19 protein-coding genes are annotated in these 15621 nt (G+C 64.5%); 9 read left to right on the top strand and 10 right to left on the bottom strand.

Annotated elements, in window-relative coordinates; all coding sequences use genetic code 11:
• Positions 1 to 79: 79 nt before the first annotated feature.
• Together AC0L3X_RS30695 and AC0L3X_RS30690 are read left to right on the top strand one after the other, a co-directional pair.
• Entirely contained in the window at positions 80 to 1243 is a 1164-nt protein-coding gene (locus AC0L3X_RS30695; protein WP_354131672.1) for a PLP-dependent cysteine synthase family protein, read from the top strand.
• Between the two features lie 110 nt (positions 1244 to 1353).
• On the top strand, positions 1354 to 1914 hold the full coding sequence (locus AC0L3X_RS30690) for a carboxymuconolactone decarboxylase family protein (RefSeq protein ID WP_354131671.1): 561 nt from the start codon (positions 1354 to 1356) through the stop codon (positions 1912 to 1914).
• 15 nt (positions 1915 to 1929) lie between these two features.
• Here the strand turns inward: AC0L3X_RS30690 and AC0L3X_RS30685 are convergent, their stop codons facing one another.
• Positions 1930 to 2130, bottom strand: coding sequence for a diguanylate cyclase domain-containing protein (locus AC0L3X_RS30685; RefSeq protein ID WP_354131670.1), 201 nt, complete (start codon positions 2128 to 2130; stop codon positions 1930 to 1932).
• Positions 2130 to 2426: a hypothetical protein gene (locus AC0L3X_RS30680; RefSeq protein ID WP_247314694.1), complete on the bottom strand. Its 297-nt coding sequence runs from the start codon at positions 2424 to 2426 to the stop codon at positions 2130 to 2132. Before AC0L3X_RS30680 ends, AC0L3X_RS30685 begins: the two co-directional genes overlap by 1 nt.
• A gap of 181 nt (positions 2427 to 2607) precedes the next feature.
• On the opposite strand from AC0L3X_RS30680, the gene AC0L3X_RS30675 reads away from it, so the two are divergent.
• Positions 2608 to 2856: a hypothetical protein gene (locus AC0L3X_RS30675; protein ID WP_063986016.1), complete on the top strand. Its 249-nt coding sequence runs from the start codon at positions 2608 to 2610 to the stop codon at positions 2854 to 2856.
• Between the two features lie 98 nt (positions 2857 to 2954).
• Here the strand turns inward: AC0L3X_RS30675 and AC0L3X_RS30670 are convergent, their stop codons facing one another.
• Positions 2955 to 3890, bottom strand: a complete 936-nt coding sequence (locus AC0L3X_RS30670) for an alpha/beta hydrolase (RefSeq protein ID WP_354131669.1) — start codon at positions 3888 to 3890, stop codon at positions 2955 to 2957.
• Between the two features lie 104 nt (positions 3891 to 3994).
• Here AC0L3X_RS30670 and AC0L3X_RS30665 point away from each other — a divergent pair, with 104 nt between their 5' ends.
• Positions 3995 to 4882, top strand: coding sequence for a branched-chain amino acid aminotransferase (locus AC0L3X_RS30665; protein WP_028159599.1), 888 nt, complete (start codon positions 3995 to 3997; stop codon positions 4880 to 4882).
• 18 nt (positions 4883 to 4900) lie between these two features.
• On the opposite strand, the gene AC0L3X_RS30660 is transcribed toward AC0L3X_RS30665, so the two are convergent.
• Both AC0L3X_RS30660 and phaR read right to left on the bottom strand, forming a co-directional pair.
• The gene (locus tag AC0L3X_RS30660; protein WP_354131668.1) at positions 4901 to 5518 is read right to left on the bottom strand and encodes a class I SAM-dependent methyltransferase; all 618 of its coding nucleotides are present in this window, start codon (positions 5516 to 5518) and stop codon (positions 4901 to 4903) included.
• A 103-nt stretch (positions 5519 to 5621) separates the two neighbouring features.
• Positions 5622 to 6221 carry a polyhydroxyalkanoate synthesis repressor PhaR gene (gene phaR, locus AC0L3X_RS30655; protein ID WP_071908507.1) on the bottom strand — a complete coding sequence of 200 codons (600 nt, stop codon included), beginning with the start codon at positions 6219 to 6221 and terminating at the stop codon, positions 5622 to 5624.
• Between the two features lie 304 nt (positions 6222 to 6525).
• Here phaR and AC0L3X_RS30650 point away from each other — a divergent pair, with 304 nt between their 5' ends.
• The 3 genes from AC0L3X_RS30650 (at position 6526) to yddG (ending at position 9646) form a co-directional block, all read left to right on the top strand.
• Entirely contained in the window at positions 6526 to 7704 is a 1179-nt protein-coding gene (locus tag AC0L3X_RS30650; protein WP_166346296.1) for an acetyl-CoA C-acetyltransferase, read from the top strand.
• Between the two features lie 246 nt (positions 7705 to 7950).
• Entirely contained in the window at positions 7951 to 8676 is a 726-nt protein-coding gene (phbB, locus tag AC0L3X_RS30645; RefSeq protein WP_085403614.1) for an acetoacetyl-CoA reductase, read from the top strand.
• Between the two features lie 100 nt (positions 8677 to 8776).
• Positions 8777 to 9646 (top strand): aromatic amino acid exporter YddG, encoded by an 870-nt coding sequence (gene yddG, locus AC0L3X_RS30640; protein ID WP_354131693.1) that lies wholly within the window; start codon positions 8777 to 8779, stop codon positions 9644 to 9646.
• Positions 9647 to 9697: 51 nt separating this feature from the next.
• Here yddG and AC0L3X_RS30635 read toward each other — a convergent pair whose 3' ends face one another.
• Positions 9698 to 10120, bottom strand: coding sequence for a cupin domain-containing protein (locus AC0L3X_RS30635; RefSeq protein WP_354131667.1), 423 nt, complete (start codon positions 10118 to 10120; stop codon positions 9698 to 9700).
• 23 nt (positions 10121 to 10143) lie between these two features.
• Positions 10144 to 10911 carry a hydroxyacylglutathione hydrolase gene (gloB, locus tag AC0L3X_RS30630; RefSeq protein ID WP_354131666.1) on the bottom strand — a complete coding sequence of 256 codons (768 nt, stop codon included), beginning with the start codon at positions 10909 to 10911 and terminating at the stop codon, positions 10144 to 10146.
• Positions 10912 to 11018: 107 nt separating this feature from the next.
• Between gloB and AC0L3X_RS30625 the strand changes: the two genes are divergently transcribed.
• A complete protein-coding gene (locus AC0L3X_RS30625) occupies positions 11019 to 11759 on the top strand; it encodes a class I SAM-dependent methyltransferase (protein WP_014490441.1) in 741 nt (246 codons plus the stop codon).
• A 58-nt stretch (positions 11760 to 11817) separates the two neighbouring features.
• Here the strand turns inward: AC0L3X_RS30625 and AC0L3X_RS30620 are convergent, their stop codons facing one another.
• Positions 11818 to 12612: a DUF4167 domain-containing protein gene (locus AC0L3X_RS30620; protein WP_354118568.1), complete on the bottom strand. Its 795-nt coding sequence runs from the start codon at positions 12610 to 12612 to the stop codon at positions 11818 to 11820.
• A 464-nt stretch (positions 12613 to 13076) separates the two neighbouring features.
• Positions 13077 to 13973 (bottom strand): peptide chain release factor N(5)-glutamine methyltransferase, encoded by an 897-nt coding sequence (gene prmC / locus AC0L3X_RS30615; protein ID WP_354131665.1) that lies wholly within the window; start codon positions 13971 to 13973, stop codon positions 13077 to 13079.
• 90 nt (positions 13974 to 14063) lie between these two features.
• On the opposite strand from prmC, the gene AC0L3X_RS30610 reads away from it, so the two are divergent.
• On the top strand, positions 14064 to 14489 hold the full coding sequence (locus AC0L3X_RS30610) for an HIT family protein (protein WP_354131664.1): 426 nt from the start codon (positions 14064 to 14066) through the stop codon (positions 14487 to 14489).
• 135 nt (positions 14490 to 14624) lie between these two features.
• On the opposite strand, the gene AC0L3X_RS30605 is transcribed toward AC0L3X_RS30610, so the two are convergent.
• Positions 14625 to 15566: a DUF5996 family protein gene (locus AC0L3X_RS30605; protein ID WP_354131663.1), complete on the bottom strand. Its 942-nt coding sequence runs from the start codon at positions 15564 to 15566 to the stop codon at positions 14625 to 14627.
• Between the last annotated feature and the right edge of the window lie 55 nt (positions 15567 to 15621).

Raw genomic sequence — 15621 nt, 5'->3', positions numbered from 1 at the left:
ACCGGTTCGCGTCATAAAACGCGTCAAAACAAAATCCAGTGCACTTGATGCGCGATCCGCTTCATGGGAGATTCAGGCGATGCAGACATTTCCCTTCCGCCACCTCAATCCGGCCGCGCCGGCCTATCGGCGCGGTTGGGTGGACGAGGCCGTCGCCGCGATCGAGGCCGACCAGTGCCGCACGGCCGACACGCATCTGATCCGGCTGATCGTGCCGGCGCTATCAGGCATCGACATCTATCTCAAGGATGAGTCCACGCATCCGACCGGCAGCCTCAAGCACCGCCTTGCGCGCTCGCTGTTCCTCTACGCGCTCTGCAACGGCCACATCCGCGAAGGCACGCCCGTGGTCGAGGCCTCGTCGGGATCGACGGCGGTGTCGGAAGCTTATTTCGCGCAGATGATCGGCGTGCCCTTCTACGCCGTGATGCCGCGCACGACCTCGGCGGAGAAGATCGCCGCGATCGAGCATTATGGCGGCAACTGCCACCTGATCGACGACGGCCGCGCGCTCTACGCGGAAGCCGCCGCGCTCGCTACGCGGCTGAACGGCCACTACATGGACCAGTTCACCTTCGCCGAGCGCGCCACCGACTGGCGTGGCAACAACAACATCGCCGAATCGATCTTCACGCAATTGGCGGGCGAGCCGCGGCCGATCCCGGACTGGATCGTGATGGGCGCTGGCACCGGCGGCACCTCGGCCACCATCGGACGGTACTTGCGCTATCGCCAATATCCGACACGGCTGTGCGTCGCCGATGTCGAGCATTCCGCCTTCTTCGATTGCTTCCGCACGCAGGACCGCTCTCACGTTTGCGAACGCCCATCGTTGATCGAGGGCGTCGGCCGGCCGCGCTGCGAACCCTCCTTCGTCCCCGGCGTGGTCGACCGCATGATGAAGATCCCGGATGCGGCAACGATCGCGGCGATGAACGTGCTGTCGCGCCGGCTGCGCCGCGCGGTCGGCGGCTCCACCGGCACCAACTTCCTGGCACTGTGCCGCCTCGCCTCGGAGATGCGACAGGCGAACTTGACGGGATCGCTGGTGACGCTGATCTGCGATTCCGGCGAGCGCTACCGGCAGACCTATTACGAGCCCGAATGGCTGAAGGGGCGCCGCCTCGATCCTGCGCCGTTCGAGGCGGCCCTGTCGTCGTTCCTCACGACGGGCGAGCCGCTGAAGCTCGATGTCGACGACGTCGCAAATCCGCAGATCGTACCAAGCCCCGAGGCATCCTAGCCGACGTTTCCTTGCCACTTCCAAAATGGCACGATCGTCACGGCAACTTCACTTGCCTTGCACGCACACGCGGGTGAGCTTCGCCGCTTCTCAACGAGGAGATCCCCGCCGTGCGCCTTCCCATTCTCGATCCGAAAGACCTGACCGACGAACAGAAGCCGCTCTATGACGACATGCGAGCCGGCATCAAGGACCACTTCAAGGGCTTCGTGAACATGCGCGATGACGGCGCGCTGCTGGGGCCGTGGAATCCCTGGATCCGCGAGCCGCGTTTCGGCAAGCCGGTGTGGGAGCTGGTCAAGGCAATCGCATCGAACCCGCTGCTGCCGGCGCCGGTGCGTGAGGTCGCGATCCTCGTCACCGGCTCGCATTTCCGTTCCGGCTACGAGCTCTATGCTCATGTGCTCGTTGCCGAGCAGCGCGGCCTCTCCGACGAGAAGCTCGCGACGATCGTCGCCGGCCAGCGGCCGGTCGATCTCACCAAGCAGGAAGCCGTCGCCTACGACGTGGCGTCCGCATTGGTCGGCGGCGGTGTGCTGCCGGAATTGACCTGGCGCGCCGCGGTGAAGGAGTTCGGCGAGCACGGCGCGGCCGAGCTGTCCTATCTCGTCGGCGTCTACTGCATGGTCTCGGTCACGCTCAACACGTTTGACGTGCCGGTGCCAGAGTAGACGCTGCTTCGACGATCACTCCGCCGCCTTGCTTACAGGCGGCGGGGGCGCCCAGGCGATGCAGCGATTGCGGCCTTCGGCCTTGGCCTGGTAGAGCGCATGATCGGCCGGGCCCATCAGCGCGTCGATGCCGGACATGCTGACGGTGGCTGCCGCCATGCCGATGCTCATGGTGAGGCCGAACTGAACTTTATCGGCAAAGACCTGCGCGCTCATCACGCGCTTGCGGACGCCGCCGGCAAGCCGCTCGGCAGCGTCGTGCCTCTGCGTACCGCCAGCGCTTCGAATGCGGCCGACAATGATGTGTTGCCGAAGCCGAGCCCGAGCGTGACGGCGGGGATGGTCGCATAGATCGTGCGAAGATCGAGGTAGATGTTGGGGACATCGGGCTTTGCCGGCGCGTCGTCCTCATCGTCGGCAGCGAAGGCAGTGCCTGCCGATATCGTCAGACAAAGCAGTCCCATCGCGACAGCGCGCGAAGCCTGGCGATGCGATGGGTTGTGATGGGACACGTGACAATCCGACGCGTGGCGATTTGATGACGGAACCGTTGTTGGATGGAACGTGATCGCTCGGGTGGTCAAGCGGTATCCGTAAGCGATGGACGGCACGGATGTGCGCGGCTACCCTGCCGTGATCGCACCGACACACGCGCCGGCCGGAGTGCGGGCCGGATATTGGAAGGACACAGCCATGAACACGTCACGCCGCATCCTGCTCACTGGTCTGGCGGGCCTCGCTGTCGCTCCGACCGCGGCGGCGGCTAGCGTACCGTCGGCCGAGCCCGGTGACGTGACGGTCGCCGAAGAGCGATTCGCGCGCACGATTGCCGCCGCCCATGCCCCTGACGTCAGCTGCGCACGGCAGGCCGAACGCTATGCGGATGCGCATTGGCTGGAATATGTCGTGGCGGCGCGGGCCGTGCTCGGCGCGCGCGCGTGATGCTTTCTTCCCTTCTCCCCTTGCGGGAGAAGGTGGCGCGAAGCGCCGCTACGCGGCGATCCACCCTCTCCCACAGGGGGAGGGGGTAAGAAAGCGCCTCATTTCTCCACCGCCCGCCGGACCTGTTCGCCGATCTGCGACAGCACGAGCTGCGCCTGCGGCAGGATCGCGCCCATGGCGTGGAAATTGTGGACCATGCCGTCATGGCAGACATGCTCGACCGCGACGCCGGCGGCGAGCAGCTTGCGCGCATAGGCATTGCCCTCGTCGCGCATCGGATCGAATTCGGCGGTGTGGATGATCGCGGTCGGCAGGCCTGCAAGCCGCGTCGCGCGCAAGGGGGAGATGCGGGGGTCGGCGGTGTCGATGCCATCAGGCAGATAATCGGCGAGATCGGCTTCGATGGTGGCGCGATCGATCAGATGGCCTTCGGCGAATGCCTCGCGCGAAGGCGAGGTCTCCTCGAAATCCAGCACCGGGCAGATCAGGCATTGCGCGACGATCGAGAGGCCGGCGGTCTGCATCGCTTCCTGGCACACGATCGCCGCGAGCGTGGCGCCGGCGGAATCGCCGCCGACCACCAGCCGTTCGGCGTCGATGCCCAGCGACGAAGCTTGCCGCGCGACCCACTCCGTGGCCGCGATCGCATCAATGACGGCAGCAGGAAATTTGTACTCAGGCGCGAGCCGGTAATCGACCGAGACGAGGCGACAGCCGGTCACATGCGCCAGCGCCGCCGCGATGCGGTCATGGGTCGCAATGCTGCCGGCCACGAGCCCGCCGCCATGAAAGAACACGAAGCCCGGCGCGTGGTCGCCGGCTGATGCGGGCGAATAAAGGCGATAGGGCAGCTCTCCGCCGGGACCCGGAAGCGTGCCGTCGGCGGTGGTCACATCCGGCGCATCAGTGCGCGCAAACTGCATCAGCTTCGCCAGCGACTGCCGCCGTGCCTCCACGCTCGGCCGGCTCCGCCCCTGCGGGGCGGCCGCAGCCATCATGGTCAACAAACGCCTTGCAAGCGGATCGAGCGGCATGGATCCTTCTCCCCTCGTCGGAGAGGGTAACGCACCATATCCCAGCAGGGAATCATTTAGACATTGGGACAATAGTGCCCGGATATTTCCAAGGGAGGCCGGTCATGGCCGAGATCAAGAAACCGATCGAATATTCGCCGAGCTGGACCTTCTTCGAGGGCAAATGGCACGACGGCAACGTGCCGATCATGGGCCCGCGCACGCATGCCGCCTGGCTCGGCTCGGTCGTGTTCGACGGCGCGCGCGCGTTCGAGGGCGTCGCGCCCGACCTCGACCGTCACGTCGCCCGCGCCAACCAATCCGCGATCAATTTTGGCCTGAAGCCGGTGGTCGACACCGGCACCTGGCTTTCGCTCGCACACGAAGGCATCGCGCGCTTCGCCGCGAATGCCGAGCTGTACGTCCGCCCGATGTACTGGGCGCAGAACGGTTCGGGCGGCGGCGTGCTGTTCGACCCCGAGACGACCAATTGGTGCCTGTGCATCTACGAGGCGCCGATGCCGAAACCCGTCGGCAACGCCATCACGCTGTCGCCGTTCCGCAGACCCACGGCCGAATGTGCGCCGGTCGAGGCCAAGGCCGCCTGTCTCTATCCGAACAATTCGCGCGCGCTCGCGGAAGCCGCCGGGCGCGGCTTCCAGAACGCGCTGATGCTCGACATGCTCGGCAATGTCGCGGAGTTCGGCAATTCCAACGTGTTCATGGCCAAGGACGGCGTGGTCTACACGCCGGTCCCGAACGGCACGTTCCTGAACGGCATCACGCGCCAGCGCGTCATCAGCCTGCTGCGCGGCGACGGCGTTACCGTGGTCGAGAAGACGCTGCGCTATGCCGACTTCCTCGCTGCCGACGAGATTTTCTCGACCGGCAATTTCGCCAAGGTCGCCCCCGTCATCCGCATCGACGATCGCGAACTGAAGCCGGGCCCGCTCTACACCAAAGCGCGCAAGCTCTATTGGGACTTTGCGCATGCGGTGAAGCTGGCGGCTTGATCCGCGCTTTTCGGCGTCCTAGCCACGTCTCTTAAACCGGCTGAACTGAAACGCCTGGGTCGACTTCCACGGCGTGTGATGCGTCTCGCTCCGCGTCTCGCTCAGCTCGAACTCCGGCCCAAGCTCCGCAGCAAGACTCGCGCTGTCGTGCCGCTGCACCGGCAGGCCGCTGCATTTCTCCGGGCCATCAAGCGCAAATGTCGCGATGATGATTTGGCCGCCGGGCGTAATCGCCGAGCGCAGGCGCTCGACGTAAGCGGCCCTGTCGCGCGGATCGGTCAGGAAGTGAAATGCCGCGCGATCGTGCCAGAGGTTGTAGCTGTGCCCCGGCCGCCATGTCGTGGCGTCGGCAACGATCCAGTCGACTGCTGAAGCGGCTCGACCGATTCGTCTCTTCGCCGCTTCAAGCGCGTTGGCGGAGAGATCGAGCACGGCGAGGTCGCGGTATCCGTCCCGCAGGAGGGCGTCCACCAGCCGCGAAGCACCGCCGCCGATGTCGATGATGGCGGCGCCATGGTCAGGACGGGCCGAACGGATCATCTCGAGGGAGATCGCTGGGCTGTCCTGAAACCAGCTTACCTCGGCCTCGCCCTTGGTGGCGTAGACGTTGTCCCAGTGGGTGCTGCGGTCGGACATGGCGGCTCCGGCCTGGCCGGGACGACAGCGCGCAAGTCGCGCTGCTACGAACCGGCGGCCCGCGCGCCCGCCGAAGGTGGACGCGCGGGCGCGAACGAAATCCCTACTCGTCCTTCTTCGACATCCGCTCGAGGCGTTCCTGCATGTCCTTCATCTGCTGACGAAGGTCGTCGATGTTGCTGGTGTCCGTCGGCGCCGCAGCGCTTGCGTCGGCCTCCGGTTCGGGGCTGGTCGCCGGACGGCCCGCGTTGGGGGCAAACGGCTTGAACATCGAGAAGGTCTGCTGGAACAGCTCCATGTTGCGGCGGACCTGTTCTTCCAACGGAGCAAAAGGAGTGCCGGAGAGCGAGTTGGCGATCTGCTTGCGGAACTTCTCCTGCTCCTGGGTCAGCGTCGCGATCGACTGCTCCAGATATTTCGGCACCACCATCTGCATGCTGTCGCCGTAGAAGCGGATGAGCTGGCGCAGGAAGGTGGTCGGAAGCAGGTTCTGGCCGGCCTTGTTCTCCTGCTCGAAGATGATCTGGGCGAGCACGGAGCGGGTGATGTCGTCGCCGGTCTTGGCGTCGTAGACCAGGAAATCCTCTCCGTCCTTGACCATGGCGGCGAGGTCTTCGAGCGTCACGTAGGTGCTCGTTCCGGTGTTATAGAGCCGGCGGTTCGCGTATTTCTTGATGGTGGTGGGTTGGTCTGATTTCGCCATGGGCTCTCACTTGCAAGCGCGGAGAACGGGAACCCGGCGGATAATGCCGCAGGGCGGGAAGAGTACGCAACGCAACAAAATAAGCATTTTCAAAGGGGTCACGCTACCGTTTTGTGCGCCACGGTTAATCGGGCAGCAAAAACGTGCTTGCGAAAGCGCCAAGAACGCTATTTTGAATGCGTTGCGGCATGAATTCGGTCGCCGGCCGATTGACATGCCTCAACGACGTTAACAGGATGCCATTCGAGACTGGCGAGCCGTTTCCCCAGCCCCGCCTGCCCCCTTTCAACACCAGGAGATGCCCATGTCAGACGATGTCGTCATCGTCAGCGCCGCCCGCACCCCGGTCGGAAGCTTCAACGGAGCGTTCGCGACCCTTCCCGCCCATGACCTCGGCGCCATCGCCATCAAGGCCGCGCTGGAGCGCGGTGGCATCGAGCCCGGCCGGGTCTCCGAAGTCATCATGGGGCAGATCCTGACCGCGGCTCAGGGCCAGAACCCGGCCCGCCAGGCCTCGATTGCCGCCGGCATTCCGGTGGAGAGCCCGGCCTGGGGCGTCAACCAGCTTTGCGGCTCGGGCCTGCGCACCGTCGCGTTGGGCTACCAGGCGCTGCTCAACGGCGATTCCGAGATCGTGGTCGCCGGCGGCCAGGAATCCATGAGCATGGCTCCGCACGCCCAGTATCTGCGCGGCGGCGTCAAGATGGGCCCGGTCGAGTTCGTCGACACCATGATCAAGGACGGCCTGTGGGATGCCTTCAACGGCTATCACATGGGGAATACGGCCGAGAACGTCGCGCGCCAGTGGCAGATTACCCGCGCCCAGCAGGACGAGTTCGCGGTCCACTCGCAGCAGAAGGCCGAGGCGGCGCAGAAGGCCGGCAAGTTCAACGACGAGATCGTTCCCGTCACCATCAAGACCCGCAAGGGCGACATCGTCGTCAGCGCCGACGAATATCCGCGTCATGGCGCAACGCTCGACGGGATGGCGAAGCTCAAGCCCGCCTTCGAGAAGGAAGGCACGGTCACCGCGGGTTCGGCCTCCGGCATCAACGACGGCGCCGCTGCCGTTGTGCTGATGACGGCGAAGCAGGCCGCCAAGGAAGGCAAGAAGCCGCTCGCGCGCATCGTGTCCTGGGCGCAGGCCGGCGTCGATCCGAAGATCATGGGCTCGGGCCCGATCCCGGCCTCGCGCGCCGCGCTGAAGAAGGCCGGCTGGAGCGTCGGCGATCTCGACCTGATCGAGGCCAACGAGGCCTTCGCGGCGCAGGCCTGTGCCGTCAACAAGGATCTCGGCTGGGACACCTCGAAGGTCAACGTCAACGGCGGTGCGATCGCGATCGGCCATCCGGTCGGCGCTTCCGGCGCACGCGTGCTGGTGACGCTGCTGCACGAAATGCAGAAGCGCGATTCGAAGAAGGGCCTCGCCACGCTGTGCATCGGCGGCGGCATGGGTATCGCGATGTGCCTGGCGCGCGACTGAAGCTGACATCTAACTTACGTGTCACTTGCGCGTGCGCTGCACACATAGATGAGTGCATCGCACGCGACTAAAAAGGCGGCGGTTGCAAATCAAATATTCTTCGCAACAGCGCCAGCCTCGACTAAATACAAACGCCCGGCTCGATGCCGGGCGTTTTGTTCTTGATGTCCGTCAAACCAACCGCATAATCCGCATCTAAAACGATCACTCAGAAACGTCCGCAGAGTCCAAGGGAAGGAATACGATATGGCACGTGTTGCACTGGTGACGGGTGGTACGCGGGGCATCGGAGCTGCGATCAGCAAGGCGCTGAAGGCGGCCGGCTACAAGGTCGCGGCAAGCTATGCCGGCAACGATGTGGCGGCGGAGAAGTTCAAGGCTGAGACCGGCATCGCCGTCTACAAATGGGACGTCAGCAATTTCGATGCTTGCGCCGAAGGCGTGAAGAAGGTCGAGGCCGAGCTCGGCCCCGTCGACGTGCTCGTCAACAACGCCGGCATCACCCGGGACACCGCCTTCCACAAGATGACGCTCGAGCAGTGGAACGCCGTCATCAACACCAATCTCGGCTCGCTGTTCAACATGACGCGCCAGGTCATCGAGGGCATGCGCGCGCGCAAGTTCGGCCGCGTCATCTCGATCTCGTCGATCAACGGCCAGAAGGGGCAATTCGGCCAGGTCAACTATTCCGCAGCAAAGGCCGGCGACATCGGCTTCACCAAGGCGCTCGCGATCGAGAACGCCAAGGGCGGCATCACCGTCAACGCGATCGCACCGGGCTACATCAACACCGAGATGGTGCAGGCGGTGCCGAAGGACGTGCTGGAAAAGAACGTGATCCCGCAGATCCCGGTCAATCGTCTCGGCGAACCCGAGGAGATCGCGCGCGCCGTGGTGTTCCTCGCCGCCGACGAGGCCGGCTTCATCACCGGCTCGACGCTGACCATCAATGGCGGCCAGTATCACGCCTGATAGGACGTCAAGCCTGTAGATTCAGGCGCGACAAGGCGATAGTGAAGACGAAATGCCCGGCCTCGTGCCGGGCATCATCGTCCTCAGGGCCTTTCGATTGATGACCCCGCGCACAGCCACACTGATCGGATTGACCGCGATTCTGATGTGGTCGCTGCTATCAGTGATGACGGTGGCGACCGGAAAGATTCCGGCGTTCCAGCTCGCCGCCATGACGTTCGCGATCGGCGGTCTCGTCGGCCTCCTCACCTGGGTCGGCCGCGGCGATGCGGCGAGGAGCTTGCGTCAGCCGCTGGTCGTATGGGTCGTCGGCGTCGGTGGCCTGTTCGGCTATCACGCACTGTATTTCCTGGCGCTGCGCTTTGCGCCGCCGGCCGAAGCCGGTCTTTTGAATTACATGTGGCCGCTCCTGATCGTGCTGTTCTCGTCGTTCCTGCCGGGCGAGCGGCTTGCGGTGCATCACATCATCGGTGCCGTGCTCGGCCTCGTCGGCACCGTGCTGCTGTTCGCCGGGAGCACCTCCGGCTTCGCGCCGGGCCAGCTGCCGGGATTGATTGCGGCGTTCATCGCGGCGTTCGTCTGGGCGACCTATTCGGTGCTGTCGCGGCGATTAAAGGCGGTGCCGACCGATGCGGTCGCGGGCTTCTGCCTTGCCACCGCCGCGCTTGCCGCGCTGATGCATGGTCTGCTTGAAACCACGGTGTGGCCGGAGACGACGCTGCAATGGCTCTCCGTGGCCGCTCTCGGCATCGGCCCCGTCGGCGCCGCGTTCTACGCCTGGGACATCGGCATGAAGCGCGGCGACATCCGCGTGCTCGGCGCCGCATCCTATGCGACGCCGCTGCTCTCGACCGGATTCCTCATCGCCGCCGGTTTTGCAAAAGCCAGCGCCAACATCGCCATCGCCGCGATCCTGATCGCCGGCGGCGGCCTGATCGCGGCGAAGGATATGGTGCTGCGGAAGCGGTGACAGCTGTTGCCGGGTTCGCCGCCATGCGGCGCCCCGGAATGACAGTGCGCCTTACGGCTCCCAGCCCTTCGGCGCGAGCTCGAACTTTGCGAACTCGAACGCGGGTGCCACGGTGCAACCGACCAGCGTCCACTCTCCCATGCTCTCCGCCATCTGCCAGGCATTCGCCGGCACGATTCCCTGCGGCCGTTCGCCGCTCACAAGGTCCGTGCCGAGCCGTACCTCGTGTTGCGAGCAGCCTTCATGCGCGATGCGCAGCGTCAGCGGGCTGCCGGCGTAGTAGTGCCAGGTCTCCACGGCGTCGATGCGATGCCAATGCGAGCGTTCGCCGCGCGCGAGCAGGAAATAAATGAGAGTCGAGCGCGAGCGGCCGTTGGTATCAGTGGTCTGGTCGCGAAACGTCTCGCGGTAGTGGCCGCCTTCGGGATGCGGGCGGAGTTCGAGGCGTGCGATGATCTCGGCTGCGGTCGGCATCGATCCCCGTCAGGATTTCTTCTTCAGGATTTGTTCTTGCGCTCGCGCAGTTCGCCGAACACCGCGGCGGCGTCCGCGCCCTTCATGTGTAGCCTGGTTGCGACCGACGGTTCATCAGCACGCAGGAACACGTTTGCTCGCTTCTCGTCACCAAGTAGTGAAGGAATGGTCGGCTTGTTCTCGGCCCGCAGCTTCGCCACTTCCGCCGCGCGTGCCTGGAGCGCCGCATTGTCGGGGTCGATGGTGAGTGCGAATTTGACGTTGGACGCAGTGTATTCGTGCCCGCAATAGAGCTTGAAGTCGTCAGGCAGCGCCCGCAGCTTCAGAAGCGAGTCCCACATCATCGGGTAGTCGCCTTCGAACACGCGGCCGCAGCCGATCGAGAACAGCGTGTCGGCCGCGAACAGCGTCTTCTCATTGTCGAACACGTAGGAGATGTGGTCGAGCGTGTGGCCGGGCGTCTCCAGCACGCGCCCCAGCAAGCTGCCGACCTTGACGATGTCGGCATTGGCGACGCGCAGGTCGACGTTGGCGATCTCAGTCGTCTTGTCATGCGGCGCGACGACGCGGCAATTGTATTTCTGCTTGAGTTCGGCGACCCCGCCGACATGATCGCCATGATGATGGGTGATCAGGATGTCGGTGAGCTGCCAGCCCTCGCGCTCAAGCGCCTTCAGGATGGGGCCGGCCTCCGGCGCGTCGATCGACGCCGTCGCCTTGGTTTCCACATCGTGGATCAGATAACCGAAATTGTCGTTTAAACAGGTGAAAGTACGAATTTCGGCGGCCATGTCATCTCCATCGCGCTCAGCCCCGCAGACAAATATGGCGTTAACGTTGCGCAGGCAATGCAATATTCCGCGCGCGGGAGCCGCCTCGTGCATGTTACATTGCCGTTATGACCATTGATGTCGTCGACCTCCGCGAGTTCTACTCCCGTCGCCTCGGGATTGTGGCGCGGCAAATGATCAATCGCGGCATCAGGGAGCGCTGGCCGACCGCCGCGGGCCAGCGTGTGCTCGGCATCGGCTATCCCACCCCCTATCTCGGCCTGTTCCGCGAGGACGCGGAGCGCTGTATCGCCTTCATGCCGTCGGCGCAGGGCGTCTTGAAATGGCCGACGGGCCGGCCAGCGCTGGCCTCGCTGGTCGATGAATTCTCGCTGCCGCTTCCTGACGCCGCGGTCGACCGGATCCTGCTGATTCATGCGCTGGAGATGTCGGACGACCCGGCTGCGCTCTTGCGCGAGGTGTGGCGGGTGCTGTCGCCCTCCGGCCGCGTGATCGCGGTGATCCCGAACCGGCGCGGGGTCTGGACCCGCACCGACAGCACGCCGTTCGGTCACGGCCGGCCCTATTCGCGCTCGCAGATCACCGACCTGTTGCGCCAGACCTGGTTCACGCCGACTGCCTGGGGCGAGGCGCTGTTCATGCCGCCCTATGCCGGCGGCTGGGTGCTGAAATCGGCGCAGGTGTGGGAGCGTGCGGGCGCGGCGCTGTCGTTGCCCTTTGCCGGCGTGCACATTGTCGAGGCGACCAAGCAGGTCTATCGCGCGATCCCCGCCAAGCGCGAGCGCGCGCGGCTGATTCCCTCGTTGAAGCCGGTGCTGGTGCCGTCCTCGACGGTGACGCGCACTTGAAAACAAATCGTCCCGGCGCGAGGCCGGGACGATTGCAGATCAGAACATCGGAAAAAGCTTACTCGCCGGAGGCGACTTCGTCGCTGGAGCCGGCCGGAGCCGCCTCGCGCTCGGGGCGCGGGCCATGCGGCCGGCGGCGCCGCCGCGGAAAGCGTTCGCCGCCACCGCCGCCTTCCAGGCCACCAGGACCGCCATTCGCGGCACTATTCACTTGCGGCTGTGCGCCGGTGATGAAGGAGGGCAGGCGATCGACGCTGCCGGTGTCGGCAACGACGGGCTGCGGCTGGTTCAGCGGCAGCGGCTGCGGCTGATATTGCGGCTGCGCACGATGGTCGCGTTCGCGATGTTCGCGGGGCTGCTGGTTGTCGCGCTGATAGGGCTGCTGGCCATCACGCGGCTGATGATCACGCTGGTGATCGCGCTGGCCGTCGCGGTCGCGCATGAAGGGCTGTTGCTGCTGCGGCGGCTGCGGGACGAAGCCCGGCTCCTGGCCGAAATTCGAGAAATTCTCGCCGTCGTCCTCGCTGTCGTCGCCGCTGTTGCTGACGGGCTCGTCGCCGCGCGGCTGCTGGTTCTGGCGGAACTGTTCCTGGGCTGCCGCGATCAGGCGGAAATAATGCTCGGCGTGCTGGTAGTAGTTCTCGGCGGCGACCGGGTCGCCGGAAGAGCGCGCATCGCGCGCGAGCTGAAGATATTTTTCGGCGATGTGCGAAGCCGTGCCGCGGATCTTGATGTCGGGTCCGTTCGATTCGTAAACCCGGGTCATCGGGTTCTGGCCGCGCCGGTTGTTGTTGTTGTTATTATTATTGTTATTGCGGTTGCGCATCCGCTGCTTGTTCTGACCGTTTCTCATGTCCTGCCTTTAATTCCAGCCCTAAAGGTTGCACGCATTACTGATTGCTCGGAGTGACCTGATGACAGAGGTTCACATCTCTCATGCGCACCGCGCGCAAGAGCGGCTTGAACCCTGCCGATGTCCGTCGACCGTCGCGTTCAACAAAGACGCGTTCCCCACCCGCCAGCATCCATTGCCAGCGAACCCATTCATATCGCCTGCCGAAACAAGCCCAGCTTTGTTGCGTAAGTCTTCAAGCGCAATATCAGGCTTTCGTTCACTTTGCGGTCGGAGAGCAGCGCAGCTCCAATGGCCATCGCGCTCAACAGGACCTGCGGCTTGGAACCTTTAAATCAGTAAAGCTCTCGCCCGAGAGCCCGGCTTTTGCCCGTAGGTCTACGGGGCCGGCACCGATGTGTTGACCGGAACGTAGTCGTTCCCAAGGGATATTCCAAGAGGTTTTTTGCAACCCAATCCGGCTTTTATGGGGGCATTTTTCGGGCCGAAACCGCCCGCGGGATGCCCGCCAAATCGGCCTTGGGCGGCCTGTCCACAGACAACGCGGCGGCTGTCATCAAGGTTTCAATATCCCGGGCCTGCCCTTGCCCAGCCTCGACGATCAGCGCCCCGCCGGGGGCGAGCCGCTCGGCCGCCTGCGGGATCAGGGCGCGGTAGGCGTCATAGCCGTCATTGCCGCCGTCGAGCGCCAGATGCGGATCGTGCTCGCGCACGTCGAGGCTCAGTTTCGGAATTTCCCCTGAGGGAATATAGGGCGGATTCGACACGATGAGATCGAACGGGCCGCGCAGCGCCGCCGCATAGGAGCAGGCGACGAAGCCGGAACGGTCGGCGAGGCCCAGTGCTGCGGCATTGCTCCGCGCGGTGGCGAGCGCGGAGAGGCTGAGATCGGTTCCGACACCGAAGGCATCGGGAATTTCGTGCAGCAGCGCGAGCAGGATCGCGCCGGATCCAGTGCCGATATCCGCGATTCGCGGGCGCTGCCCCGATATCGCGGCCTCCCGAAAGATTTCCAGTGCCAGTTCGACCACGGTCTCGGTGTCCGGCCGCGGCACCAGCGTCGCTTCGGACAGTTGGAACGGCAGGCCCCAGAATTCGCGCGCGCCGAGAATGCGGGCGACCGGCTCATGCGCGAGCCGGCGCTGCGCATAGGCTTCGAGCCGCGCAGCCTCTTCGGGCGTGAGCTGGCGCGCCGCCTGCGTGACGATGCCGGTCAAATCAAGCCTCAGCGCGGCTCCGACGAGCAGGCGCGCGTCGAGGCCGGGCTCTTCGATGCCGGCCGATTGCAGCAGTGCCGCAAGCGCGCGCCGCGCACTCTCGATGCTGTGTCCGGAATCGAAACCTGTCGCCAATGGAGCCATCCTGCCTAGTATCGTGGATAGATCGGCGGCATTGCTTGCGTCAACGGAAAGGAGCGCGTCTGATCGCACCTCGCAGCGAGCGAGGGGGCCATGACGGCTTACGACGATCAGAACGTCTTCGCAAAGATCCTGCGCGGCGAGATTCCCTGCTTCGAGGTTTTCAGCGACGACCGCAGCCTCGCCTTCCTCGACATCATGCCGCGCTCGCCCGGACATACGCTGGTCATTCCCCGGGCGCCGGCGCGCGGCATCCTCGACATCGCGGATGACGATCTCGCCGCGGTCGCCCGAACCGGCAAGCGGATCGCGATTGCGGCGATGAAGGCGTTCGACGCGGAGGGTATCATCCTGCAGCAGTTCAGCGAACCGGCGAGCGGGCAGGTGGTCTTCCACCTGCACATGCACGTCATGCCGGTCAGGGCCGGAATCAAGCTGCTGCCGGCGCAGACGCGCAAGGAAGACATGGCCGTGCTGGCCGATCACGCCAAGCGGATGATTGCGGCGCTTGGCAGTTGATCGAGATAGCGCTGCAGCAAGACCGTAGGACGGGTAGAGCTGTTGCGAAATCCATCATCGAGACAAACTCGAAATCGACTGGCGCAGCTTCGCTCCACCGAAACTGCGAGCCAGCGATCTTTCATCGAACCTTCATCAGTTCCTGTTCAGCGGGCGGGGTCGAAGGGGAGAGCCAATCGGACATTCGAGCGCGGCACGATCCCAGCGTCCGACATCAGCTGCTGCCTGATAGGTGGTTTGCAGAAACGCCATGAGCGTGGCCTCTGGCTCGCTGGATTTTCGCACAAGGTCGTAGGGAAGGAGATATTCGCCGAGCTTCCGATCGAAGTATGCGCCCGCCGGCATGACCTGTCCGTCAGCAAAGCCATTCGGGGTGGGGTAGGCATAGGAGTAGAAAGCCGCAAAGTCTGTACCACCTCCGCCCGGCCAAAAGCCGGCGGACGAGACCTCATCGCTATAGGCCTCGCGTGTCACGACGTCCGGCAAACCCGGGACGCCACCCGGGTGAAGCGGAGCGGAACGCCCAGAGAAGCGCGTCACCGCGAGATCGAAGCTGCCCCAGAAGAGATGGACCGGACTGACTTTCCCGATGAACCCCGTCCGAAACCGATAAAACACTCCGCTGATCGCGACGAGGGTGCGGAAGAACCGCGTCACGGCGTCTGCGTCATAGGGCCTGATTTGGCGGTCCTCCGTGAACGGGATCGGATCTGGGACCTCACTGGGCCGACCGTCAAATTCTGGTGTTCCGCCGAGATGTCCTACCAAATCACAGAACCGGGCGTGAAATTCGGCGACGGACATTCGCCCGAGCGGCATTTCCGCCCTGCGCCCATCAGCTGCTTCTCCGATCAGGACGTGACGGGAGAGATCGAAGACGATCTCGATACCTGATGCGTCTGGAATCAGCGAAGTCGTGAGCCCGCGTGCATTCACGTAGAAGGTCGCGTGCCAGGAATGGTTGACCCATGGCGTTCTTGCGAGCCGATACTTGCCGACAATCTGGCAATACAGATGAAGCGCGGAACAGGTTTCGCGCCATGCCTCGAAGGGAATCTCCGGCCAGATCGCGCTCATAGCGTCTCCTCCCTCAGGTTTGGTTCGGCTTGGCAAGACCTCACCTCGGCTAAAG

The organism is Bradyrhizobium sp. MI1.7, from assembly GCF_055811795.1.
The sequence above is the reverse complement of the archived record's forward strand: the minus strand, read 5'-3'. Positions and strand labels throughout refer to the sequence as shown.